Source organism: Mycobacterium sp. Panama NTM2, assembly GCF_054355555.1.
Genome location: NZ_CM135953.1, coordinates 5,115,004 through 5,138,832 on the forward strand (window position 1 = coordinate 5,115,004; position 23,829 = coordinate 5,138,832).

Below are 23,829 nucleotides of genomic sequence, written 5' to 3' on the forward strand. Positions count from 1 at the left end.
GTGCCTGCCCGCAGTTCCCGTCTCGTCGCGATCCTCGCGGGAGTTCTGGGGCTCATCGGCATCCTGTGCTGCGCTGTCACACCGCTTCTCCCGGTCACCCAACAGACCGCCACGATCCTGTGGCCGCAGGGCGCCGACGCCGACGGCTCCGTCAGCGACATCACCGCGCCGCTCGTCTCCGGCGCCCCCAGGGCGCTCGACGTCACGATCCCCTGCACCGCGGTGGCGAGCCTGCCCGCCGACGGCGGAGTGGTGTTCTCGACGATCCCGGCCGACGGGATCGACGCCGGCCGGAACGGGCTGTTCGTCCGGGCCAACGCCGACGTCGTCTACGTCGCGTTCCGCGACACCGTCGCCGCGGTCGCGCCCCGGCAGGACGTGGACCGCGGCGCGTGCAGCGCGCTGCGGCTGTGGGCCAACGTCGGTGCGGTCGGAGCCGATTTCGTCGGCATCCCCGGCGCGACCGGCACGCTCGGCGTCGACAAGCGGCCCCAGGTGGCCGGTGTGTTCACCGATCTGCGGGTCCCGGTGCAATCGGGCCTGAACGCGCGTATCGACGTCGACACCCGTTTCATCACCACGCCGACCGCGCTGAAGACGCTGGTGATGGCGCTCGGCGTCCTCTGTGTGATCGGCTCGATCATCGCGCTCGCGATGCTCGACCGGGTGTCCGGACGGCGCCCGCCGCGCACCCCGCGACGCGTCGGCTGGGCGACCTGGGTGGCCGATCTCGGCGTCATCGGCGGCCTGCTGATCTGGCATGTCGTCGGTGCGACGTCCTCCGACGACGGTTACAACCTGACGATGGCGCGGGTGGCCGGCGAAGCCGGCTACACCACCAACTACTACCGCTATTTCGGGGCGTCCGAGGCGCCGTTCGACTGGTACCAGAGCGTGCTGGCCCACCTGGCCTCGATCAGCGCCGCCGGAGTGTGGATGCGACTGCCCGCCACGCTCGCCGGCATCGGCACCTGGCTGATCATCAGTCGGTGCCTGCTTCCCCGGCTGGGCCGCCGCGTCGCCGCGAACCGCGTGGCCACCTGGACCGCCGCCGCGGTGTTCCTTGCGGCGTGGCTGCCCTTCAACAACGGGTTGCGGCCCGAACCGCTCATCGCCTTCGCCGTGGTGGCGATCCTGATGCTGGTCGAGTGGACCCTCGGGACCCGTCGGCTGTGGCCGTCGGCCGTCGCGATCGTGATCGCGATGTTCTCCGTGACGCTGGCACCGCAGGGCCTGGTCGCGCTGGCGCCGCTGCTGGTGGGCGCACGCGGCATCACCCGCGTCGTGTCGAGCCGCCGCCGCACCGACGGATTCGCGGCGACACTGCTGCCCCTGGTCGCGGCCGTCTCGCTGGTCTCGGTGATCGTGTTCCGCGACCAGACACTCGCGACGGTCGCCGAATCGGTGCGCATCAAGTACGTCGTCGGGCCGACGATCCCCTGGTACCAGGAGTTCCTGCGCTACTACTACCTCACCGTCGAAGAGAGCGTCGACGGTTCGCTGACGCGCCGGTTCGCCGTGCTGGTCCTGCTGCTGTGTGTGTTCGGGCTGATCATGGTGCTGCTGCGACGCGGCCGGGTGCCCGGCGCGGTGAGCGGGCCGGTGTGGCGGCTGACGGGCAGCGCCGCCATCGGTCTGCTGCTGCTGACCCTGACCCCGACGAAGTGGGCGGTGCAGTTCGGTGCCTTCGCCGGGCTGGCCGGTGCGCTCGGCGGGGTGACTGCTTTCGCGTTCGCCCGCGTCGGGCTGCACAGCCGCCGCAACCTCGCGCTGTACGTGACCGCCCTGCTGTTCGTCCTGGCCTGGGCGACCTCCGGCATCAACGGCTGGTTCTACGTCGGCAACTACGGCGTGCCGTGGTTCGACAAGCAGCCGGTGATCGCGCACTTCCCGGTCACCACGATCTTCCTGGTGCTGGCCATCGCGGGTGGCCTGCTCTCGGCCTGGCTGCACTTCCGCATCGACTACGCGGGCCACACCCAGGTCGCCGACACCGGCCGCAACCGCGCGCTGGCGTCCACCCCGCTGCTCGTCGTCGCGATCATCATGGTCGTCCTCGAACTCGGCTCGATGCTCAAGGCGACCGCGGGCCGCTACCCCGTCTACACCACCGGCGCAGCCAACATCGCCGCGCTGCGTTCGGGCCTGAGCACGGACAGCTGCGCGATGGCCGACGAGGTCCTCGTCGAAGCCGACACCAACGCCGGCATGCTGCAACCGGTTCCGGGTCAACAGTGGGGCCGGTACGGCCCGCTCGGCGGCGAAGACCCGGTCGGGTTCACGCCCAACGGCATCAGCGACACCCTCGAGCCGGCCGAGCCCGTCGCCGCCAACCCGGGCACCGTCAACACCGACGGCCCGGTGGACAAACCGAACATCGGCATCGGATACGCCGCAGGCACCGGCGGCGGCTACGGCCCCGAAGGCGTCAACGGTTCCCGGGTGTTCCTGCCGTTCGGGCTGGACCCCGAGCGCACTCCGGTGATGGGCAGCTACGGCGAGAATGCCGTCGCGGCGAAGGCCACCTCGGCCTGGTACCAGTTGCCTCCCCGAACCCCCGACCGGCCGCTGGTGAGCGTCGCCGCGGCCGGGGCCATCTGGTACTACAACGAGGACGGCTCGTTCAACTACGGCCAGTCACTAAAGCTGCAGTGGGGCGTGCACCGGCCCGACGGCTCCTACCAGGCGCTGAACGAAGTCCAACCCATCGACATCTTCGCGCAGAAGGCGTGGCGCAACCTGCGCTTCCCGTTGACGACGGCGCCGCCGGAGGCCAACGTCGCCCGCATCGTCGCCGACGACCCCAACCTGTCCGAGGACCAGTGGTTCGGGTTCACCCCGCCGCGGGTGCCTGTGCTGCAGACCGCCCAGCAGTTCCTCGGCAGCGACACCCCGGTGCTGATGGACATCGCCACCGCCGCGAACTTCCCCTGCCAGCGGCCGTTCGCCGAGCACCTCGGGATCGCCGAGCTGCCGGAGTACCGCATCATCCCGAACTTCAAGCAGATGGTGGTGTCGTCGAACCAGTGGCAATCAGCCGAATCGGGCGGACCGTTCCTGTTCATCCAAGCCCTGCTGCGGACGGCGACCATTCCGACGTACCTGCGTGACGACTGGTACCGCGACTGGGGCTCACTGGAGCGCTACATCCGCGTCGTACCGCGCGACGAGGCGCCCGACGCCGTCGTCGAGGAAGGATCGACCCGAGTGTTCGGCTGGAGCCGGGGCGGACCGATCAGGGCCCTGCCGTGAACGGAGTGAACGGCAGCGCGGCTAAAGCCGTGAACGGAGTGAACGGCAGCGCGGCTAAAGCCGTGAACGGAGTGAACGGCAGCATGGATGTAGCCGTGATGCGCGACGACGTGAAGGTGGCGCGCTGGGTCGCGACGATCGCGGGGTTGCTCGGCTTCGTGCTGGCGGTGGCCACCCCGCTGCTGCCGGTCACCCAGACCACGGCGACGCTGAACTGGCCGCAACAGGGCCGGGTGGACGACGTCACCGCGCCGCTGATCTCGCAGGCCCCGGTGACGCTCACCGCCTCCATCCCCTGCCCCGTGCTGGCCGGCATGCCCGCTCGGGGCGGTCTGGCGCTGGGCACGGCACCCGCGCAGGGCCGCGATGCGGCGCTCAACGCGATGCTGGTCAACGTCACCGCCTCCCGCGTCGACGTGATCGTCCGCAACGTCGTGGTGGCCAGCGTCAACCGCAACCGCATCGGCGGTTGTGAGCGCCTGGACATCACGTCCTCGCACGACGGCACCTTCGCCGAATTCGTCGGCCTGAGAAAGTCCGACGGAACACCGCAGCGCACCGGCTACGACGACCCCAACCTGCGGCCGGCCATCGTCGGCGTGTTCACCGACCTGGTCGGCCCGGCACCGCCGGGCCTGCAGTTCTCCGCGACCATCGACACCCGCTTCACCAGCCACCCCAGCGCGCTCAAGCTGACCGCGATCCTGCTCGCGATCGTCTCGACGGTGATCGCGCTGCTCGCCCTGTGGCGCCTGGACCGCCTCGACGGGCGCCGCATGCACCGGCTCATCCCGATGCGCTGGCGGTCGCTCTCGGCGGTCGACGGCGTCGTCGTCGGCGGCTTCCTGCTCTGGTACGTGATCGGCGCCAACAGCAGCGACGACGGCTACATCCTGGGCATGGCCCGGGTGGCCGACCACGCCGGCTACATGTCGAACTACTTCCGCTGGTTCGGCAGCCCCGAGGACCCGTTCGGCTGGTACTACAACCTGCTGGCGTTGATGACGCACGTCAGTGACGCCAGCATCTGGATCCGGTTGCCCGACCTGGTGTGCTCGCTCATCTGCTGGCTTCTGCTGTCCCGGGAGGTGCTGCCCCGGCTCGGCCCGGCCGTGTGGAGCAGCCGGGCTGCGATGTGGGCCGCCGGGTTCGTGCTACTGGCGGCATGGATGCCGTTCAACAACGGCCTGCGCCCCGAGGGGCAGATCGCCACCGGCGCGCTTGTCACCTACGTGTTGATCGAGCGCGCGATCACCTCCGGCCGGCTCACCCCCGCCGCGCTCGCCATCACCACCGCGGCGTTCACCCTCGGCATTCAACCGACCGGGTTGATCGCAGTGGCCGCACTGGTCGCCGGTGGGCGTCCGATCCTGCGCATCCTGATGCGGCGGCGCGCCCTGGTGGGGACCTGGCCCCTGGTGCTGCCGCTGCTGGCCGCCGGAACCATCGTGCTCACCGTCGTGTTCGCCGACCAGACACTGGCAACGGTGCTGGAAGCCACCAGGATTCGTACCGCGATCGGCCCGAGCCAGGAGTGGTACACCGAGAACCTGCGGTACTACTACCTGATCCTGCCGACCACCGACGGCGCGATCGAGCGGCGGGTGGCCTTCCTGTTCACCGCGATGTGCCTGTTCCCGTCGCTGTTCATGATGCTGCGCCGCAAGCGGGTGCCCGGAGTGGCGACCGGTCCGGCGTGGCGCCTGATGGGCGTGATCTTCGCGACCATCTTCTTCCTGATGTTCACCCCCACCAAGTGGATTCATCACTTCGGGCTGTTCGCCGCCGTGGGTGGCGCGATGGCGGCGCTGGCCACCGTGATGGTGTCCCCGGTCGTGTTGCGTTCGGCCCGCAACCGCATGGCGTTCCTGTCACTGGTGTTCTTCGTGCTGGCCCTGTGCTTCGCCTCCACCAACGGCTGGTGGTATGTGTCGAATTTCGGTGTGCTGTTCAACAATTCGGTGCCCAAGATCGGCGGCGTGAGCGTCAGCACCGTGTTCTTCGCGCTGTTCGTGGTGGCCGCACTGTGGGCGTACTGGCTGCACCTGTCGCCGCGGCGAGAACCCCGGCTCGTCCGGCTGCTGACGACGGCGCCCATCCCGATCGCGGCCGGGCTGATGGTGGTGGTGTCGGTCGTCTCGATGGCCATCGGCGTCATTCGTCAGTACCCCACATACTCAAACGGGTGGGCCAACGTGCGGGCGTTCGCCGGGGGCTGCGGCCTGGCCGACGATGTTCTGGTGGAACCGGATTCGAACGCGGGATTCCTCGCACCCCTTCCCGGCGACTACGGCGCGCTCGGACCACTGGGCGGTGCGACGCCAACCGGGTTCTCCCCCAACGGGGTTCCGGAGAAGATCATCGCCGAGGCCATCCGGCTCAACAATCCGCAACCGGGCACCGACTACGACTGGAACCGGCCGATCAAGCTGTCCCGGCCGGGGATCAACGGGTCGACAGTGCCGCTGCCCTACGGCCTGGACCCCGCGCGCGTGCCGGTCGCGGGTTCGTATTCGACTGCTGCGCAACAGGAAAGCCGTCTCACCTCGGCCTGGTACGCGCTGCCCGCGCCCGACGATGCGCACCCCCTTGTGGTGATCACCGCGGCCGGCACGATCGAGGGCACCAGCGTCGCCAACGGACTGACCTCGGGCCAGACCGTGGAACTCGAGTACGCGACCCGGGGTCCCGACGGCACGCCGGTTCCGGCCGGCCGGGTGCAGCCCTACGACATCGGCCCCACGCCGTCTTGGCGCAACCTGCGGTACCCGCGCTCGCAGATCCCCATCGACGCGGTCGCGGTCCGCGTGGTCGCCGAGGACCTGTCGCTGGGGCAGGGCGACTGGGTGGCGGTGACGCCGCCGCGGGTGCCGGAGGTCCGCTCGGTGCAGGAGTACATCGGTTCCACTCAGCCGGTGCTGATGGACTGGGCCGTCGGGCTCGCGTTCCCCTGCCAGCAGCCGATGCTGCACGCCAACGGCGTCACCGACGTGCCCAAATTCCGAATCTCACCCGACTACTTCGCCAAACTGCAGAGCACCGACACCTGGCAGGACGGCAAGAACGGCGGCCTGCTGGGAATCACCGATCTGCTGCTACGCGCGTCGGTGATGTCCACCTACCTCTCCCACGATTGGGGTCAGGACTGGGGGTCGCTGCGCCGTTTCGACACCATCGTCGACGCCCAGCCGGCCCAGATCGACCTCGGCGACGCCACACATTCCGGACTGTGGTCGCCCGGCCCGATGCGCATCGAGCCGTGACCGACCGGATCCAGCTCGGCCGGGCCACGCTGACGCGGGTGGTCGAGCTCCGGGTCCAGATGACGACGTCGCTGTTCGGCCAGACCCCGGCACACGTGTGGGCCGACCACGCCGACCTGCTGGAACCGCTGTTCTGGGACCGCGCCGCCGACCAGTGGAAGATCGCGATGCAGACGTGGGTGCTGCAGGTCGACGGGTTGATCGTGCTGGTCGACACCGGTGTCGGTAACGACAGGGACCGGCCCCACTTCGCCCCGCTGCACCAGCTGCAGACCGGTTATCTGGACACGCTGGCTGCCGCCGGAGTGGCGCCGGACGACGTCGATGTCGTGATCAACACGCATCTGCACACCGATCACGTCGGCTGGAACACCCGACTGGTCGACGGCGCGTGGGTGCCGACGTTCCCCAACGCCCGCTACCTGATGCCCGACGCCGACTATCGTCACTTCTCACCCGACGGCGACAGCGCCAACAAGGGCATGCGAATCGTGTTTGCCGACAGCGTGATTCCCGTCGCCGGCCAGACCGAGCTGTACTCCGGCGATCATCAGCTCAGCGACTCGCTGTGGCTGCGGCCGGCGAGCGGTCACACGCCGGGTTCCTCGGTGGTGTGGCTCGACGCCGGCGTGCCCGCCGTCTTCGTCGGCGATCTGACGCACTGCCCGATCCAACTGGTCCGCCCCGACGATGCGTGTGCGTTCGACGAAGACCCCGAAGCGGCCGCGCGAACCCGGCACCGCGTGTTGACCGAAGCGGCGCGCCGGGGCGCGATCGTGATCCCGGCGCACTATCCCGGCCGGGGTGGCGCGACCCTCGACACGCGAGAAGACGGGTTCGCGGTCGGCGAGTGGCTCGCGCTCTCTGCGATCTGACGGGGGCCGTAGGCGGCGAGGAACACGCGCACACCGTCGCGCGCCTGCCTGTCCACGTCGAGGCTGCCCTGCACCGCCGGACCGCCGCGGAACAGGGCCTCGTCGATGCACCGTCCGACGACCAGGAACGCGAAATGCTCAGCAGCGACCTCACTTTCGGTGATCGTGAGCAAGCCGCGGCGATCGAGCGCCTCGAAGCAGTCGGCGAACGCCGCCAGCATCCGGCCCGGCGCCCGCCGCAGATACGCCTCGGCGAGATCGGGCACGCGATCGGCCTCGCCGATCACCAGGCGGCGCAGTTGGACCACCGGTTCGGCCAGCACCGCATGCAGATAGTCGCGGGCCAGCACCGTCAGATCCTGCTCCAGGTCGGTGCTCTCGGCGAGTTCGGCGACGCGCGCGGTGAAGCTGCCCACGGTGTGGGTCAACGCCTCGTCCACGATCGCCATCAGCAGGGCGAGTTTGTCGCCGAACTGTTTGTAGACCGTCTGTTTGGACACCTCCGCGGCCGCCGCGATCGCGTCGACGCTGGTGCCCTGGTAGCCGTGGGCCAGGAACAGTCGGCGCCCCTCGGCCAGGATGGTCGCGCGTTTGCGGGCCGATCGACTCTGTTCCGGCATCACACCTCTTCGGTACTGGACAGTCCAGTTTCGGGTACTGTACGGTCTAGTTCCATTCTGGCATGAACGCTGACCCGGGAGGCGTGTTGACCACGACCGATTGCCCGCCGCTCGCAGATCGCATCACCAAATCGCTTCTCGGCTATGGCGTGATCGCAGGCCCCCTGTACGTGCTGTCGGTCGCGGTGCAAGCCGTCACCCGCGACGGATTCGACCCGACCCGCCACGCTGCGAGCCAGCTCGCCAACGGCGACCTCGGATGGATTCAGATCGCCACCTTCGCAGTGTGTGGCGCGATGACGATCGCCGCAGGCGTCGGGGTCGGCCGAGCGCTGGGGCGGGGCAGGCGTGCGATGTGGACGGCAGGACTTCTCTGCGGCTACGGGCTGGCGCTGATGCTCGCGGGCCTGTTCCGCGCGGATCCTTCCGACGGATTCCCGCCCGGCACGCCCGCCGGCCCCGGCGTGATGACGTGGCACGGCATCACCCACTTCGCCGTGGCCGGTGTGGGTTTCGCGTGTCTGGTCGCGGCGTGCTTCGTGTTCGGCGGCTGGCCGTCGCGGATCGTCGGGCTCGTGTTCGCGGCGAGCTTCGTGTGGCTGTCCTCCGGGCAGGGCGGCACCGCGGCGCTGCTCGCCTTCACCGTCGCCGTCGTGCTGAGCTGGGCCTGGCTCTGCGCGGTGTCGATCCGGCTGTACCGCAGCGTCTGACCTAGTTGGTGTTGTCGTTGGCGCTGGGATCGGCGTTCTCCCGCGCGATGTCGCCCTGACATTCGTCCTGCGACCGATCGGTCTGCTGCACGCACACCTGAACCGGGACGTCCCCGGTGCCGGTCGGCTTGGCGATATCGGACGAATACAGCGACCACAATTGCTGATCCGACCCGGTCACCTTCGCGCAGTAGGCCTGCGCCTTCTGTTCGGTGATCCCGGCCGCGCCCAGCGTCCCACAGTCCGCGCCGATCACCACCACGGGCACCGCGACGGTGTCCGTCTTCGCCGGCTCGTCGTGCAGCACCACGAACAGCGTCGCGACGACCGCCAGCAGCGACAGCACCAGCGCCACCACCGCGAGGGTGCGTCCTCGCGAGCGAGCAGCAGCCCGATCCGGTTTCGCATGGCGCGGCCCGGCCGCGGCGGACTGCGCCGGCATCGTCGCCTGCGGGTCCACGCCGTGCGTCGGTGCCACCAACCCGGTCCGGTTGGCCAGCGCCCTCGCGAAGTCGATGCAGCGTTCGAACCGGTCGGCAGGCGACTTGGCCAGCGCCTTCTCCAGGGCACCGCCCAACCCCGACAGATCGGGCCGCGCCTGCGCGATCGACGGCGGCCGCGCCGACAGATGTGAACTGATCACGATCGCCGGGTTCGAATGTTGGAACGGCGGCGACCCCGTCAGCAACTGGTAGGCCGTCGCCGCGAGTGCATACTGATCGGCCCGACCGTCGATGTCCTTGTCGGCGGTGAGCTGCTCCGGTGCCGAGTAGGCCACGGTGCCGACCGTCATGTCCGTGCCCGTCAACGCGCTGACCTCGCCGACCCTGCGCGCAATGCCGAAGTCCGCCAACAGGATTCGCTCATCATCGGTGCCGGGGTCGGCGATCAGGATGTTGGCCGGTTTGACGTCGCGGTGCAGCAGACCGCGCGCATGCGCGTAATCCAGCGCCTCCCCCACCGCGGTCACGATGCGGACCACCAGCTCCGGCGGCATGCCATCGGGATACCGCTCGGCGAGCAGCTGCGCGGCGTCGGTGCCCTCGACGTGATCCATCGACAACCACAACCGGCCGTCGAAGTCGCCCCTGTCGTGCACCGACACGATGTGCGGGTGCCATAGTGTGGCCGCGATGTCGGCTTCCCGGTTGAAGCGCTCCCGGTACTCGGTGTCGGCACACACCGAGGCCGAGAGCACCTTCACGGCGTCGTTACGAGGCAACCGCGGGTGCCGGGCCAGATACACCTCACCCATGCCCCCCGAGCCCAGCAGCCGCATGACCGTGTAGCCCGCGATCACGTCCCCGTCGGTCAGCGGCATCGCGAAACCCCTACGGCGCGTTGAGGTAGGGGAAGTCGGGCAGGAAGTCCCCGCCCGGCGCGAAGTCGGTGAGAGCGGTCCGGCCGTTGGTCAGGAACTTCGACCGGTAGTCGGCGACATCGTCGCGCAGCGTGCGGCCGTTCGGGTATCCGGCGGGCTTGCTCGGGTTGTACGTCAGCACATCGGGCAGCGTGCCTTCCGCGGTGATCGCGTCGATGGCCTCCGACCGGGTGTAACCGCCCGTCTCGCCCATCAGCTCGATGAGATGCCCCATCCAGCGGCCCTGGTCGCGGTTCGGCTCGCCGGCGTTGAACTCGGCGAGTTGCTCGTCATCGGGGAAGAACCCGCTGACCCACGGGTGCGCGGCCCGGTCCGCGTGTACCCACCGGCCGTCGGTGTTGACGCTGCAGCGCGCCCAGATCCGCACGTCCGGCGCGGCACCGAGGTAGGCCGTCGGCAACTCCACAGCCATCGCGATGACCTTCGAGCCCGCGAACGCCGCGTCGCTGCGCGCGCCGGCGAAGAACGAGAACGAGCCCGACCGCGACCGCCACAGATGCGGCTCGTCGTCGAACGACACGTCCAGCCCGCCGAAGATCTCCGACCCGACTGCGGCATCGACGCGCGCCTCGGCTTGCAGAGCCAAGCGGACATCGACTTTCTGGCGAGGCGAAGACGGCTCCCCGAAAGGCTCGGAGAAGACGAAGTTGAACGCGATGTCGTTGCGCAGATCCCCGTCGTTGTCGATCGCGATGCGGTACACCGCGTCGGGATGCATCGCATCCGCGTTCGGGTTCGCAGTCAGGATCAGCGCCGTGCGGCCCGGGTCCCTGGGGGACGGGAACACGTACAGATCGCACAGGTCCAAACGTGGATCGCCCAGCGGCGCACCCCGACGCAGCCCGGTGAAGTCAGTCGACACGAGCTCTATCCAACCGCACCACAGTTCTAGATGGGCGTCAGGCCGTGTTTGCGCAGCACCTTCGGGAACGGTTGCTTGTCGCGCAGCAGCTTGAGCGACTTGCGCAGCAGCAGCCGCGTCTCGTGCGGTTCGATGACGCCGTCGATGTAGCCGCGCTCGGCCGCGATCCACGGGGTGGCCATGTTGAGGTTGTAGCCCTCGATGAAGTCCTTGCGGATCTTCTGCACCTCGGGCGCGGTCGGATCAGGGAACCGCTTCACCAACAGCTGCGCCGCACCCTCGGCGCCGATCACCGCGATACGGGCCGTCGGCCACGCGAAGTTCAGATCCGCGGAGAGCTGCTTGGAGCCCATCACCGCGTAACCGCCGCCGTACGCCTTACGGACGACGATCGTCACCTTCGGGACGTCGGCCTCGACGATCGCGTTGAAGAACCGGCCGCCGCGCTTGATGATGCCGTTCTTCTCCTCCTCGACGCCGGGCATGGCGCCCGGGGTGTCGACGACGAACACCAATGGCAGGTTGAACGAATCGCAGAACCGGATGAAGCTCGATGCCTTGTCGGACGCCTCGCTGTCGACCGCACCGGAGAGCACCATGGGCTGGTTGGCGATGACACCGACCGGCCGGCCGTCGACCCGGGCGAACGCGGTGATCATCGCGCGGCCGCGCTGATCGGAGACCTCGAACACGTCGCCGTCGTCGAAGATCCGCAGCAGGATCTCCATCATGTCGTAGGCCTGGTTGTCGGAGTCCGGCACGATCGTGTCCAGCTCGAGGTCGTGCGGGGTGATCTCCGGTTCCAGCCCGGGGTTGATGATCGGTGCGTCGTCGAAGTGGTTGGCGGGAAGGAAGCTCAGATAGTCCCGCACGTACTGGTAGGCGGCAGCCTCCGATTCGACGACCTTGTGGATGTTGCCGCGCTGCGCCTGCACATCGGCGCCGCCGAGTTCGTCGAACGTGACGTCCTCACCGGTGACGTCCTTGATGACGTCGGGACCGGTGATGAACATGTACCCCTGGTCGCGCACCGCGACGATCAAATCCGTCTGGATCGGCGAGTACACCGCGCCGCCGGCGCACTTGCCGAAGATCAGCGAGATCTCGGGCACCAGTCCACGCAGCATCTCGTGGCGGCGGCCCAACTCGGCGTACCAGGCCAGCGACGTCACCGCGTCCTGGATGCGCGCGCCCGCCGAGTCGTTGATGCCGATGATCGGGCAGCCGACCATCGCGACCCACTCCATCAGGCGCGCGACCTTGCGGCCGAACATCTCACCGACCGAGCCCTGGAAGACGGTCTGGTCATGGCTGAACACACCCACCGGACGGCCGTTGATGGTGCCGTGTCCGGTGACCACGCCGTCGCCGTAGAGCGCTTCCGGGTCACCCGGAGTCTTGGCCAGTGCCCCGATCTCGAGGAAGCTGCCCGGGTCGAGCAGCTCGTAGATGCGGTCCCGGGCTGAGGGGATGCCCTTCTTCGCGCGCTTGGCGACGGCTTTCTCGCCGCCCGGCTCCTTGGCCAGCTCCAGCTTCTCTCGGAGCTCGGTCAGCAATTCCGCCGTCGTTTTCGTGGTCACTTGCTCTCGCTCTCGATCACGGTGATCGCTTCACTCAGGTGTGCCCCGACCTTGGAAATGTACGGCTCGTCGATGACCTGGATGTGCTCGCCCCCGACCGGCACGATCTCGAGGTCCTCCACGAATTCGCCCCAGCCGCCGTCGGGCTGACGGACGGCGTAGCGCGGCTCGAAGAAGATCGCGTCGTCGTGGTAGCGGTCGGCCATGTACAGCGTGACGTGACCGTCGTAGGGCTGGATCTCCGCGGTCTCGAGGAGCCGGTTGTCCAGGTACGACGTCCGCTGGTGCTCGATGATGCCGCCCGGGATCTCCACCCCGGCCTGTTGCACGGCATCGAGGACGTAGCGAACCTGTCCCTCGTCGTCGAGCGCCTCGAGGTCCTCGTACGGGATCTCGGGGATCTCGACGTTGAAGGTGCGCTGCGCGAACAGGGCGTAGCGATCCCACCGCGCGCGGGTCTCCTCTTTGGTCTGCGGAATCTCCTCGCCCGGACGCACCATGTCGATCAGCCCGACGAACCGCACATCGGCGCCCTCGCGCTTGAGCCCGATCGCGCAGGCGTAGGCCAGTGCCCCACCGAGCGACCAACCGACCAGGATGTAGGGGCCGTCGCCCTGGATCTCCCGCAACTTCGGCAGGTACTCGGCGGCCCGCTCCTCGACCGAGCCCTCGACCCGCTCGAATCCGTACATCGGGGTGTCCGGCGGCAACCGCTTGAGCAGCGGTTCGTAGACCACGGTCGACCCGCCGGCCGGGTGGAAGACGAACACCGGGATGCGCGTCGACCCCTCGGGCCTGGCCCGGATCGTGCGGACGAACCCGTCGACCTCGCCGGCGTCCATCAGATCGCGCACGACGGTGGACAGGTCCTGGATAGTGCCTGCGGACTTGACCTGTTCGGCGGTCACCTCACCGTCGGCGCGCTCGGAGAGCCGCTCGGCCAGCTTCTGCGCGGTGGCGTCGTCGATCGAGGGCAGCTCGTTGAAGATGCCGCCGGGCGACTTGCCGGTGACGATCGCCCATGTGGCGAACGTGACGCGTTCGGCGGCGTCGCGCGGCGGCACGTCGGCGCCGAGCGCCTCGGTGACCGCCTCCTGCGTCAGCACCTTCGCGGCCAGGCTCGCGGCGCTGGGCTTGTCGGCACCTGCGGTCGGACCGGCTGGGTTCGTCGGCGGCGGCGGGATACCCGGGCCGCTCGGATCCGTCGGCGGGGCCGGGATCGTCAGGTCCTGCTGGGCCTCGACGCTGTCGGTCGCGATCTGCTCTGCCGGGGACTGCTCGGCGGGCGCGGCGATCGGGTGGCCCGCCTCGGCGAGCCTGGCCTCGAGCTCCGCGACAGTGCTCGCGCCGCCCATCATCTCGGCCTGCTCGGCAGCGATCTCCTCGGCCGTCTTGCCCTTCTGGGCCTCGGCGAGCTGGTCGACCTCATCACGGTGCTCGATCGCGTAGGCGATCAGCTTCTCCACCGCATACAGGTTGGCGTCGCGCACCGCGGTCAGCTGGATCGGCGGCAGGTCGAAGTCGTACTCGACGCGGTTCTTGATGCGCACCGCCATCAGCGAATCCAGCCCCAGCTCGATCAGCGGCACCTCCCACGGCAGATCCTCGGGCTCGTAGCCCATGGCAGAGCCCACGATCGTGCCGAGCCGCTGACCGATGGTCTCGCCCGAATCCGGGGACCACTTGGCGAAATTCGCGGCCAGACCGGCGCCCGCGGTCAGGTTGTCCTGGAGAATGGCGGCTTCTTCCGCCGGCTCCGGCTCTGGCGCCGCGACCACGGTGCTCTCGGCGATGGTGCCGGCTCCGACCGCGGTCGGTAGCGCGGTCTGCGCACCGTTACGGCTGACGATCGCGTCGTAGACCAGCGTGAACGATTCATCGATCCGCGCATGCACCTGCACACTCGCCCCGCCCGGATGGCGGCTCAACGTGGTGACCAAGCGAGAGCCCTCGGCGGGCACCGCGCGCTGCTCGGAGGCGACCAGTTTCGCGTCCGGAAGGACCATCGCCGCAGCGCTTTTCACCAGCGCCGCCAGATCCGCTTCGCCGCGGGGCGAGAACTCCCACACGTGCCGGCCGTCCGGCGTCGCGACATGGCTGCCCGGCATCACCGACGAGCTGTCGCCGGTGAAGTGCGCATCCAGCCAGTGCGGCTTGCGCTTGAACCGGGTGGGCGGAATGTTCGCGAAGTCCATCGACCCGGCCAGCCCGCGCGACGTCCGCGGGAACAGGGTGCGGAAGTCGAGGTCGTGGCCGTGCACGAACAGGTGCGCCATGGCCGTGGTCATCGAGTCGACCTCGTCCTGCTTGCGCGCCAGCGTCGGGATCAACTGCGCGTCATGCAATCCCGCGTCCGCGGTGGTGAGCCCCGCCTGCATGAGCGCCACCGGGTTGGGCGCCAACTCGAGGAACGTGGTGTGCCCGTTGTCGACGGCGTTGCGGATGCCGTGGGTGAAGTAGACGCTGTGCCGCAGCCCCTTCTTCCAGTAGTCCACATCGTGGATCGGCTCCGCGCCCGCGCGAATCAGATTGCCCTCGTGCACGGTCGAGTAGTAGGCGACCTGCAGCGGATGTGCCTCGATGCCTTGCAGTTCCGCGGCCAGTTCGCCGAGCAGCGGATCCATCTGCGACGTGTGGCTGGCGCCCTTGGTCTGGAACTTGCGGGCGAACTTGCCCTCCGATTCTGCGCGAGCGATGATCGCGTCCACCTCGTCGGGCGGGCCGCCGATCACCGTCTGCGTCGGCGCGGCGTACACGCACACCTCGAGGTTCTTGAAGTCGGAAAACACGGTCTCGATCTCGTCGGCCGAGTACTCGACCAGCGCCATCAACCGGATGTACTCGCCGAACAGCATCGCCTCGCCCTCACCCATCAGGTGGCTGCGCGAGCAGATGGTCCGGGTCGCGTCCTCCAGCGAGAGGCCGCCGGAGAAGTAGGCCGCCGCCGCCTCGCCGAGCGACTGCCCCACCAGCGCACCGGGTTTCGCGCCGTGGGACTTGAGTAGCTCGCCGAGCGCGATCTGGATCGCGAAGATCACCAGCTGCACCTTCTCGATCGGCAGCTCGGTGGTCTCGTCGGTGTAGTCGATCGCGTCGTCGAGGATGAGCTCGAGGACGGAGAACCCGCGCTCGTCCTGAATGAGGCTGTCCACCTTGTTGATCCACTCGGCGAACGTCTCGTCTCGCAGGTAGAGGCTCTTGCCCATCTTGCGGTGCTGCGCGCCGAATCCGGCGAGCACCCACACCGGTCCGTTGGTCACCGGACCGTCGGCGCTGATGACGAGCGGGGTGGGCTTGCCGTCGGCGATGGCGCGCAGGCCCTTGATCGCCTCGTCGTGATCGTGGGCCAGCACCACGGCGCGCGACCGGCCGTGGTTGCGCCGCGACAGCGAGCGCCCGATCGACTCCAGCGACGACTCACGCCCCTCGGGGCTGTCGATCCAGTCGGCCAGCTCGGCGGCGGCAGCCTTCTTCCGCGAGGTCAGGAATCCCGACACCGCCAGGGGCACAATCGGATTCGGCGCCTCCGCGGCTGCGAGTTGCTCACGTGCGGCCTCCAGCAGCTCCTCGGCCCGGTCGGTCAGGCCCGGCAGCTCGTACTCGCCCTCGGCGGCCGCCGCGGGGGTGTCCAGCACGTCGTCCTCGTCGAAGCCTGATTCTCTTCGCGCAAGCGGCTCATCGTCGAGAAACTCGCCGTACTCGTCCATCCGCACGCCGCCCACGTACACGGCCTTGGCGTCGTCATTGGCGGGCGTCACGATCGCGACGTCGGGTTCGGGAGCGGGCTCGACGAGATCACTGGCGAGCACCTCGCGCACCACCAGGTGGGCGTTGGCGCCGCCGAAGCCGAACCCGGACACACCGGCGATGGCCTTGCCGCTGTAGCGCGGCCAGTCGGTCACCGTGTCGGCCACCTTCAGGTGTTCGGCGTCGAAGTCGATGTAGGGGTTGGGTCCGGCGTAGTTGATCGACGGCGGGATCTTGTTGTTGCGCAGCGCCAGCGCGACCTTGGCCAGGCTCGCCGCGCCGGCCGCCGACTCCAGGTGGCCCACATTGGATTTGACCGCACCCAGCAGAGCCGGCTTGTCGGCAGCGCGGCCGCGGCCGATCACCCGGCCCAGCGCGTCGGCCTCGATCGGGTCGCCGAGGATGGTGCCGGTGCCGTGCGCTTCGACGTAGTCGACGGAGCGCGGGTCGATGCCCGCGTCCTTGTAGGCCTTGCGCAGCACGGCTTCCTGGGCGTCGGGGTTCGGCGCGAGCATGCCGTTGGAGCGGCCGTCGTGGTTGACCGCGCCACCCGCGATAACCGCGAGGATGTCGTCCCTGTCGCGGCGGGCGTCCTCGAGGCGTTTGAGCACGATCATGCCGCCGCCCTCCGAGCGGGCGTAGCCGTCGGCGTCGGAGGAGAACGATTTGATCCGGCCATCGGAGGCCAGCACGCCGCCGACCTCGTCGAAGCCGAGCGTGACCAGCGGGGTGATCAGCGCGTTGACGCCGCCGGCGATGACGACGTCGGCGTCCCCGGCGCGCAGCGCCTTCATCCCCTCGTGCACGGCGACCAGCGCCGACGAGCACGCCGTGTCGATGGCCATCGACGGGCCGCGGAAGTCGTAGAAGTAGGAGACCCGGTTCGCGATGACCGCGCTCGAGTTACCGGTGATGGCATAGGGATGAGCGACGGTCGGATCGGCGACCGACATGAACATGTAGTCGTTGACCGAGCTGCCGATGAACACGCCGACATTGCCGCCGCGCAGGCTCGACGCCGGGATTCTGGCGTGCTCCAGCGCTTCCCACGTCAGCTCGAGAGCCATCCGCTGCTGCGGATCGATGTTGTCGGCTTCCATCTTCGACAGCGCGAAGAACTCCGCGTCGAAACCCTTGATGTCCTTGAGGTACCCGCCACGGGTGCGGGCCTTGGCCACTCGCTCGGCGATGCGCGGCTCGGACAGGAACTCCGACCAGCGCCCCTCGGGCAGGTCGGTGATCGCGTCACGACCCTCGAGCAACGCCTCCCAGGTCTGGTCCGGGGTGTTCATGTCGCCCGGGAACCGGGTGCCGACGCCGACGATCGCGATGTTGAGCCGACCCTCGTCTCCGTCGCGCGACCAGTCCTCGGCATCGAGTGCGGCGAGATCCTCTTCCGGCTCGCCCTCGATGATCACCGTCGCCAGCGATTCGATCGTGGGATGGCGGAACGCCACCGTCGCGGTGAGCGTGACCCCGGTGAGGTCCTCGATGTCGCTGGCCATGGCGACCGCGTCACGCGAGGACAGACCCAGCTCGACCATCGGCGTCGACTCGTTGATGGAGTCCGGGGACTGCCCGGTGGCATTGCCGATCCAGTTGCGCAGCCATTCCCGCATGTCGTTCACGGTCATGTCCGGTACGCGCGAATTGTCTTGCGAATCAGCCATGTTCACATAACCTCACGATCGACAAGCGGCCCCCTCGGGCCGCTGTTGCCGTTGATGTAGTTGGGCGTCAGTCCGTCTCGTCCGGGAAGGCGTTGGCCACCTTTCCGCTGCGCAGGCTGCCGTCCAGGTAGGCCGAGCGGCAGGCGCGGCGGCCGATCTTTCCGCTCGACGTACGAGGGATGGCACCGGCGGGAGTCAGCAGCACGTCACGCACCGTCACACCGTGACGCACCGCGATCGCCGCACGGATGTCGTCGGCGATGGGAGCCATGTCGAGCTTGTGCGCACCCGGTGCGCGCTCGCCGACGATGACCAGCTGTTCGGACGTGTCACTCGGATCCCGCTTGAGGCCGGAATGCGCGTCGGCGAACACTTCGTCGGGCAGCTGGTTGGCCGGCACGGAGAACGCGGCGACGAATCCGGTGCGCAACGCCTTGGTGGCCTCCTGCGCCGAGTACTCCAGGTCCTGCGGGTAATGGTTGCGGCCGTCGATGATCACCAGATCCTTCGTGCGGCCGGTGATGTAGAGCTCGCCCTCGTGGTACGCGCCGAGGTCACCGGTCCGCACCCAGGTCGCGTCGTCGGTGGCGCCTTGGGCATGCGACGGTTCGGTACGCGACTTGAGGATGTTCTGGAATGTCGCGGCGGTCTCGTCGGGCTTGCCCCAGTATCCGGTGCCCATGTTCTGGCCGCTGATCCACACCTCGCCGATCTGGCCGTCGGGCAGCTCACTCGCGGTGTCGGCGTCGACGATGACCGCCCACTCCGCGACACCGATCTTGCCGGCACCGGCCTGGGCGACGGCCTTGGGCGAGTCCTCGGGCACCTCGACGAAGCGGTGGTTGTTGAGCTCGTCGCGGTCCACGTAGATGATCCGCGGCTCGGCGTTCATGGGTGTGGTCGAGACGAACAGCGTGGCCTCGGCCAGACCGTAGGACGGCTTGATGGCCTGCGGCTTGAAACCGAAGGGGCCGAATGCCTCGTTGAAACGATTGACCGTGGCCGCCGAGATCGGCTCGCTGCCGTTGAGGATGCACTTGATGTTCGACATGTCGAGGGGCTCTTCTCCCTCCTTGGGCACGCCCCGCGCCGCGGCGTGGTCGAACGCGAAGTTCGGCGCCACCGAGATGGTGCCGCCGGTGTCACCCTCGCGGCGGGCCATCTCGCGGATCCACCGGCCCGGCCGACGAACGAAGGCGGCCGGTGTCATGAACGTGATGTAGTGCCCGAGCATCGGGGACAGCAGCACGGTGATCAGGCCCATGTCGTGGAAGAACGGCAGCCACGACACGCCGCGGTCGCCCTCTTGCCCGTCGAGCGCCTCGATCACCTGGACCACGTTCGTGGCGAGGTTCAGATGGGTGATCTGCACACCGGTCGGGATGCGGGTGGACCCGGACGTGTACTGCAGATAGGCGATGGTGTCGTGCTGGACGTCGATGGGCTCCCATGTGGAGCCGACCTCGTTGGGCACCGCGTCGACCGCGATGACGCGGGGGCGCTGATTGGCCGGCCGGGTGCGGAAGAATTTGCGAACGCCCTCGGCGGCCGCCGTCGTCGTCAGGATCGCCGAGGGCTGGCAGTCATCGAGCACGGCATGCAGCCGGCCGACGTGGCCGGGCTCGTTCGGATCGAACAGCGGCACGGCGATGCGGCCCGAGTACAGCACACCGAAGAACGCGACCAGGTACTCCAGGTTCTGCGGGCACAAGATGGCCACGCGGTCGCCGGGCTGGGTGACCTGCTGCAGTCGTGCGCCGACGGCACGGTTGCGTGCACCGAAGTCCGCCCAGTTCAGGTCTCGATAGACCCCGTCACGCTCGGTCGAGAAGTCGACGAACCGGTAGGCGAGCTTGTCTCCACGCACCTTCGCCCATCGCTCGACGTGCTTGACCAGGCTCCCGTTGTCCGGGAACTTGATAAGTCCGTCCTTGATGAACGGGTTGTGGAACGCCATCTCAACTCCAATCACATGGGATGAATCCCAAACCCCGAAATCGTACCGGGGTGACGGCCCCCCGCCCCTGAGCCGCCGTTCGTGTGGTCTCAAACTGTGGTCTTAGATTTCCCTTAATGTTAGGCGACGCCCTGACCGCGGCCAAATCTTCCCGGTCACGTGTCAGCCATGTTTCGGCTGCGGAGCGTTATTGATCAGCTGCCGCGCCCAGTTCAGCGTCCACTCGGTGGCCGGCTGCCCGTCCAGGGCCCAGAACTGCGTGGTGGCGTACATCGCATGAACCGGCTGACCGGCGCCGCCGCTGAGCACCTCCAGAGTCTTGGGCAGCTGGGTGATGTTGAACGCCGACGACGGCGCCGCGCAGATCAGATCCCCCCGTGCGCAGATCTCGTTGGTGCGGTCGTTGAGCGCACCGAAACCGCCCGGCCGCGGACCCGTCATCGTCAGACCCAACGCCGACAGCGTCGGCACCTCGTGCAGGGTGATCTCCGCGCCCTGGCCGTCCGGGTTGGGCCCGATGTCCTGCCCGACGCCGTCCTGGCGGCGGCCATCGGCGACCAGCGTCACGCCCAGCACCAGATCCTGGTCCACCGGACCGCGGCCGTTGCCGATGTCGCTGGCGATGTCCCCGGCGATCACCGCGCCCTGGGAGAACCCGATCAGCACATAGCTGGTCAACGGGCACCGGTTGTTCATGTCGGTCATCGCCTGCACGGCGGCCCGGGTGCCCTCGGCCCGGCTGTCGTTGTAGGACATCTGCTGATCGGCCGACAGCGGATTGTGGAACTGCGCCGTGTAGGGAACGGTGAACACCTCGACCCGGTCGTTACCGAACTCGGCGCGGATCGGGTTCGTGACGCGCAGCAGCAGCGCCGCGGGGAACTGCACGGGGTTGAACGGGTCCAGCGCCCGCGAAGACTCCCAGGTGCCGGGAATCGAGATGAGCTGCACATCGGGGCAGCTGGCGTCCTGGAACGCCGGCCGCGGCTTGCTCGGCGTGCCCGGTGCGCCGGACGGCGCGCCCGTCGGCGGCAGCGCGGTGGGCGGGATGGCCGTCGAACCACCGTCGGGCCGACGCAGCACCACGATCACGACGGCGACGATCAGCACGACCGCGAGGCCCACCGCCCCGGCAGCGAACAGCGCCAGCAGGCGGTGGCGTTTACGCCGATTGGTTTTGGCCATGTGTTGTCCAAGCTCCTAGCAGAGTTCGTCGGTGGCGATGCGAATGTAGTCGGCGGTCTCGGCGTGCAGCCGGTTCGCCGACGGAAGCGCGGCGCCCGAGCTCGTGACACCGCCGGACGCCGGTTCGCTCGCGTCGTTGCGTACCAGCGGTGCGACGAAGTCCCACACCGCCTGGTCGGGTTGTCTGGCCGCACGCGCCTGGCACACATAGGAGCCGATGCTCAGGGCCGCCAGATCGCTGGACGGCATCACCCCCGCGGATCGCAGGGCGTCGAGGTAGGCGCGCTGGCGCGGCGTGACCACCAGCGCGTTGCTGGCTCCTCCCTGATCGGCCCCACCCGGCAGCTGCGCGCCCGTCTCCCCGTGCGCGGGCCAGGGCTGGGTCTCCGAGGCCGGCCCGGCGAACACCTGGTCGCGGGCGCTGCAACCGGCCAACAACGACGTCGCGACCAGCAAGCACCCAGCGACACCTGCACCCGCCGATGCGGACCGTGACCTGTGATGCACGGATTCCAACGTACCGGGGCTCTCGAGGAGCGCTCGCCTACCGGATCGTCGTGACGAGTTCTCCGCTCATCGCACCCAGCTGCGCGCTCCACGTTCCCCAGTCGTGGGTGCCGGCCGCCGGGAAGTCGAAGTGGCCGTTACCGCCGCCGACCGCGCGGTAGTGCTGGTAGAAAGCCCGGTTGCTGCCTTGGGCCTGGTCGCAGTAACCGATCATCGCCGGCACGTCGGTGCAGGTCGTGGTCGACGGGCTGAAGATCCACAGACGGGTGTTGTTGTCGGCCAGCAGCTGCACATGGACATCGGGGTCGTGCCACTTCCAGCGGCCCAGCTGAGGCAGACCCCACATGTTGCGGGTGTCGACGCCGCCGAACCGCGCCAGACCCGCGGTGATCGCACCGTTCATCGTCGTGTTCGACGGGGTGAGGAAGCCTGACAGCGAACCCGCGAAGCGGTAGCGGTCGGGGTGGAAGGTCGCCATCGTCACCGCACCGGTGCCGCCCATGGCCGCGCCGACGATGCCGTGCCCGCCGGGCGCCAGCCCCTTGTTGGCGGCCAGCCAGTTGGGCAGCTCGTCGGCGAGGAAGGTCTCCCACTGCTTGCTGCCGTCCTGCTCCCAGTTGGTGTACATGCTCCACGCACCACCGGCCGGGGCGACCACCGAGATGCCCTTGCCGGCCAGCGTGTTCATCGCATTGCCCGCCGTCACCCAGTTGCTGACGTCGGGCGCGCCGTTGAAGGCGTCGAGCAGCACGACCGCGTGTGGACCGCCGCCGGAGAACGCGACCGGGATCGCGCGGCCCATCGCTGCCGAGGGCACCATCAGCATCTCGACGCCCTGCGCGTGAGCGGTGCCCACCCCGCCGGCGAAGCCTGCCGCAGCCGCCAGCACGACCGCCATCAAAGTCCGGATCAGCCCACGCATCAACCCCACCTCTCGAATCACACCGACCGCAACGTAGTGAACCACATCACCCCGACGGGTCGGGGGGCAAAGCGACTGACGGCGGCGCCCCTGCAGGGACACCGCCGTCAGTGACGAACAGCAGGCGGACTAGCCGCCGTCGGCCGGAGCCTCGACCGGTGCGGGCGGAGCCGACGGCTGCGGGACAGCGCCGAGCACCCGCTGGACGTCAGGCTTCATCTGCTGGAGCTGCTGGCCCCAGTAGCCCCAGTCGTGGGCGCCGGAGGACGGGAAGTTGAACACGCCGTTGGTCCCGCCGGCCTTCAGGTACTCCTCCTGGAAGGTCCGGTTGGTGCGGATCGTCAGACCCTCGAGGAACTTGGCGGGCAGGTTGTTACCGCCCAGCTCCGACGGCTTGCCGTTACCGCAGTAGATCCAGATGCGGGTGTTGTTGGCGACGAGCTTGCCGATGTTGACCATCGGGTCGTTGCGCTTCCAGGCGCTGTTGGGGTCCTCGGTGGGGCCCCACATGTCGTTGGCCTTGAAGCCGCCGGCGTCACCCATGGAGATGTTGACCAGCGCGGGCCACCAGCCCTCGGACAGGTTCAGGAAGCCGGACAGCGACCCGGCGTACTGGAACTGGTTGGGGTGGTAGATCGCCAGCGTCAGCGCGGCCGAACCCGCCATCGACAGGCCGACGGCCGCGTTGCGGTTGGGGTTCACACCCTTGTTGGCGGCCAGGTACGCGGGCAGCTCCTGGGTGAGGAACGTCTCCCACTTGTAGGTCTGGCAACCGGCCTTACCGCACGCCGGCTTGTACCAGTCGCTGTAGAAGCTGGACTGGCCGCCGACCGGCATGATCGTCGCCAGGCCGGAGTCGAGGTACCACTCGAACGCCTGGGTGTTGATGTCCCAGCCGTTGAAGTCGTCCTGCGCGCGCAGACCGTCGAGCAGGTAGAGACCGGGCGCATTGGGGCCGCCGCTCTGGAACTGCACCTTGATGTCGCGACCCATACCGGCCGAGGGCACCATCAGGTACTCCACCGGCAGACCCGGGCGCGAGAACGCGCTCGCCGTCGCGGAGCCGCCCACCACACCGATCACGGCGGGCAACACGGCTGCCACCAGGGCCGCGATCGTGAGCCGTCGCGCGTTGGCGCGCAGCCTTACACCGAACTTCATGCTTTTTCGTGTCCCATCTCGTCGTACAGCAGCAACCAGCCGCCGGTCCCCGACCCGGCCTCGTGCCCGTGTAGTCAACCACACCTTTGTGGCCGTCTCTTGTCGCCGCGATACGCGCTCGCGGCCCGTCGTCTGTT

Annotated in this window: 14 protein-coding genes; 4 read left to right on the forward strand and 10 right to left on the reverse strand. The window is 68.6% G+C overall.

The window, feature by feature from the left end; translation table 11 throughout:
* The 3 genes from ACXYX3_RS24575 (at position 1) to ACXYX3_RS24585 (ending at position 7,390) form a co-directional block, all read left to right on the forward strand.
* A complete protein-coding gene (locus tag ACXYX3_RS24575) occupies positions 1 to 3,252 on the forward strand; it encodes an arabinosyltransferase domain-containing protein (protein ID WP_458609373.1) in 3,252 nt (1,083 codons plus the stop codon).
* 83 nt (positions 3,253 to 3,335) lie between these two features.
* Complete coding sequence (locus ACXYX3_RS24580) at positions 3,336 to 6,515, forward strand: arabinosyltransferase domain-containing protein (RefSeq protein WP_458609374.1); 3,180 nt, start codon at positions 3,336 to 3,338, stop codon at positions 6,513 to 6,515.
* On the forward strand, positions 6,512 to 7,390 hold the full coding sequence (locus ACXYX3_RS24585) for an MBL fold metallo-hydrolase (RefSeq protein WP_458609375.1): 879 nt from the start codon (positions 6,512 to 6,514) through the stop codon (positions 7,388 to 7,390). The genes ACXYX3_RS24580 and ACXYX3_RS24585 overlap by 4 nt, the downstream gene beginning before the upstream one ends.
* On the opposite strand, the gene ACXYX3_RS24590 is transcribed toward ACXYX3_RS24585, so the two are convergent.
* The gene (locus ACXYX3_RS24590; RefSeq protein WP_458609376.1) at positions 7,306 to 8,010 is read right to left on the reverse strand and encodes a TetR/AcrR family transcriptional regulator; all 705 of its coding nucleotides are present in this window, start codon (positions 8,008 to 8,010) and stop codon (positions 7,306 to 7,308) included. The genes ACXYX3_RS24585 and ACXYX3_RS24590 overlap by 85 nt on opposite strands.
* A 62-nt stretch (positions 8,011 to 8,072) precedes the next feature.
* Between ACXYX3_RS24590 and ACXYX3_RS24595 the strand changes: the two genes are divergently transcribed.
* Entirely contained in the window at positions 8,073 to 8,720 is a 648-nt protein-coding gene (locus ACXYX3_RS24595) for a DUF998 domain-containing protein (RefSeq protein WP_458609377.1), read from the forward strand.
* A gap of 1 nt (position 8,721) precedes the next feature.
* Here ACXYX3_RS24595 and ACXYX3_RS24600 read toward each other — a convergent pair whose 3' ends face one another.
* The 9 genes from ACXYX3_RS24600 to ACXYX3_RS24640 all read right to left on the reverse strand — a co-directional run bounded on the left by ACXYX3_RS24600 (position 8,722) and on the right by ACXYX3_RS24640 (position 23,692).
* Complete coding sequence (locus ACXYX3_RS24600; protein ID WP_241204813.1) at positions 8,722 to 10,041, reverse strand: serine/threonine-protein kinase; 1,320 nt, start codon at positions 10,039 to 10,041, stop codon at positions 8,722 to 8,724.
* A gap of 10 nt (positions 10,042 to 10,051) precedes the next feature.
* Positions 10,052 to 10,963, reverse strand: a complete 912-nt coding sequence (locus ACXYX3_RS24605) for a DUF4331 family protein (RefSeq protein ID WP_458609378.1) — start codon at positions 10,961 to 10,963, stop codon at positions 10,052 to 10,054.
* 26 nt (positions 10,964 to 10,989) lie between these two features.
* A complete protein-coding gene (locus ACXYX3_RS24610) occupies positions 10,990 to 12,543 on the reverse strand; it encodes an acyl-CoA carboxylase subunit beta (protein WP_241204815.1) in 1,554 nt (517 codons plus the stop codon).
* On the reverse strand, positions 12,540 to 17,960 hold the full coding sequence (gene pks13, locus ACXYX3_RS24615) for a polyketide synthase Pks13 (RefSeq protein WP_458609379.1): 5,421 nt from the start codon (positions 17,958 to 17,960) through the stop codon (positions 12,540 to 12,542). The genes ACXYX3_RS24610 and pks13 overlap by 4 nt, the downstream gene beginning before the upstream one ends.
* A gap of 67 nt (positions 17,961 to 18,027) precedes the next feature.
* Positions 18,028 to 19,917: a long-chain-fatty-acid--AMP ligase FadD32 gene (gene fadD32 / locus ACXYX3_RS24620; RefSeq protein WP_458609380.1), complete on the reverse strand. Its 1,890-nt coding sequence runs from the start codon at positions 19,915 to 19,917 to the stop codon at positions 18,028 to 18,030.
* A gap of 162 nt (positions 19,918 to 20,079) precedes the next feature.
* Entirely contained in the window at positions 20,080 to 21,102 is a 1,023-nt protein-coding gene (gene culp6 / locus ACXYX3_RS24625) for a carboxylesterase Culp6 (protein WP_458609381.1), read from the reverse strand.
* Positions 21,103 to 21,117: 15 nt separating this feature from the next.
* Positions 21,118 to 21,558: a DUF732 domain-containing protein gene (locus tag ACXYX3_RS24630; protein ID WP_458609382.1), complete on the reverse strand. Its 441-nt coding sequence runs from the start codon at positions 21,556 to 21,558 to the stop codon at positions 21,118 to 21,120.
* Positions 21,559 to 21,646: 88 nt separating this feature from the next.
* On the reverse strand, positions 21,647 to 22,531 hold the full coding sequence (locus tag ACXYX3_RS24635; RefSeq protein ID WP_241204820.1) for an esterase family protein: 885 nt from the start codon (positions 22,529 to 22,531) through the stop codon (positions 21,647 to 21,649).
* A 129-nt stretch (positions 22,532 to 22,660) separates the two neighbouring features.
* Entirely contained in the window at positions 22,661 to 23,692 is a 1,032-nt protein-coding gene (locus ACXYX3_RS24640; protein WP_241204821.1) for an esterase family protein, read from the reverse strand.
* Positions 23,693 to 23,829 lie beyond the last annotated feature (137 nt).

Coding starts and splice junctions, on each gene's coding strand:
- ACXYX3_RS24590 (WP_458609376.1), bottom strand. CDS start 8,010: ATGCCGGAACAGAGTCGATCGGCCCGCAAACGCGCGACCATCCTGGCC.
- culp6 (WP_458609381.1), bottom strand. CDS start 21,102: ATGGCCAAAACCAATCGGCGTAAACGCCACCGCCTGCTGGCGCTGTTC.
- ACXYX3_RS24600 (WP_241204813.1), bottom strand. CDS start 10,041: ATGCCGCTGACCGACGGGGACGTGATCGCGGGCTACACGGTCATGCGG.
- ACXYX3_RS24635 (WP_241204820.1), bottom strand. CDS start 22,531: ATGCGTGGGCTGATCCGGACTTTGATGGCGGTCGTGCTGGCGGCTGCG.
- pks13 (WP_458609379.1), bottom strand. CDS start 17,960: ATGGCTGATTCGCAAGACAATTCGCGCGTACCGGACATGACCGTGAAC.
- fadD32 (WP_458609380.1), bottom strand. CDS start 19,917: ATGGCGTTCCACAACCCGTTCATCAAGGACGGACTTATCAAGTTCCCG.
- ACXYX3_RS24640 (WP_241204821.1), bottom strand. CDS start 23,692: ATGAAGTTCGGTGTAAGGCTGCGCGCCAACGCGCGACGGCTCACGATC.
- ACXYX3_RS24580 (WP_458609374.1), top strand. CDS start 3,336: ATGGATGTAGCCGTGATGCGCGACGACGTGAAGGTGGCGCGCTGGGTC.
- ACXYX3_RS24595 (WP_458609377.1), top strand. CDS start 8,073: ATGAACGCTGACCCGGGAGGCGTGTTGACCACGACCGATTGCCCGCCG.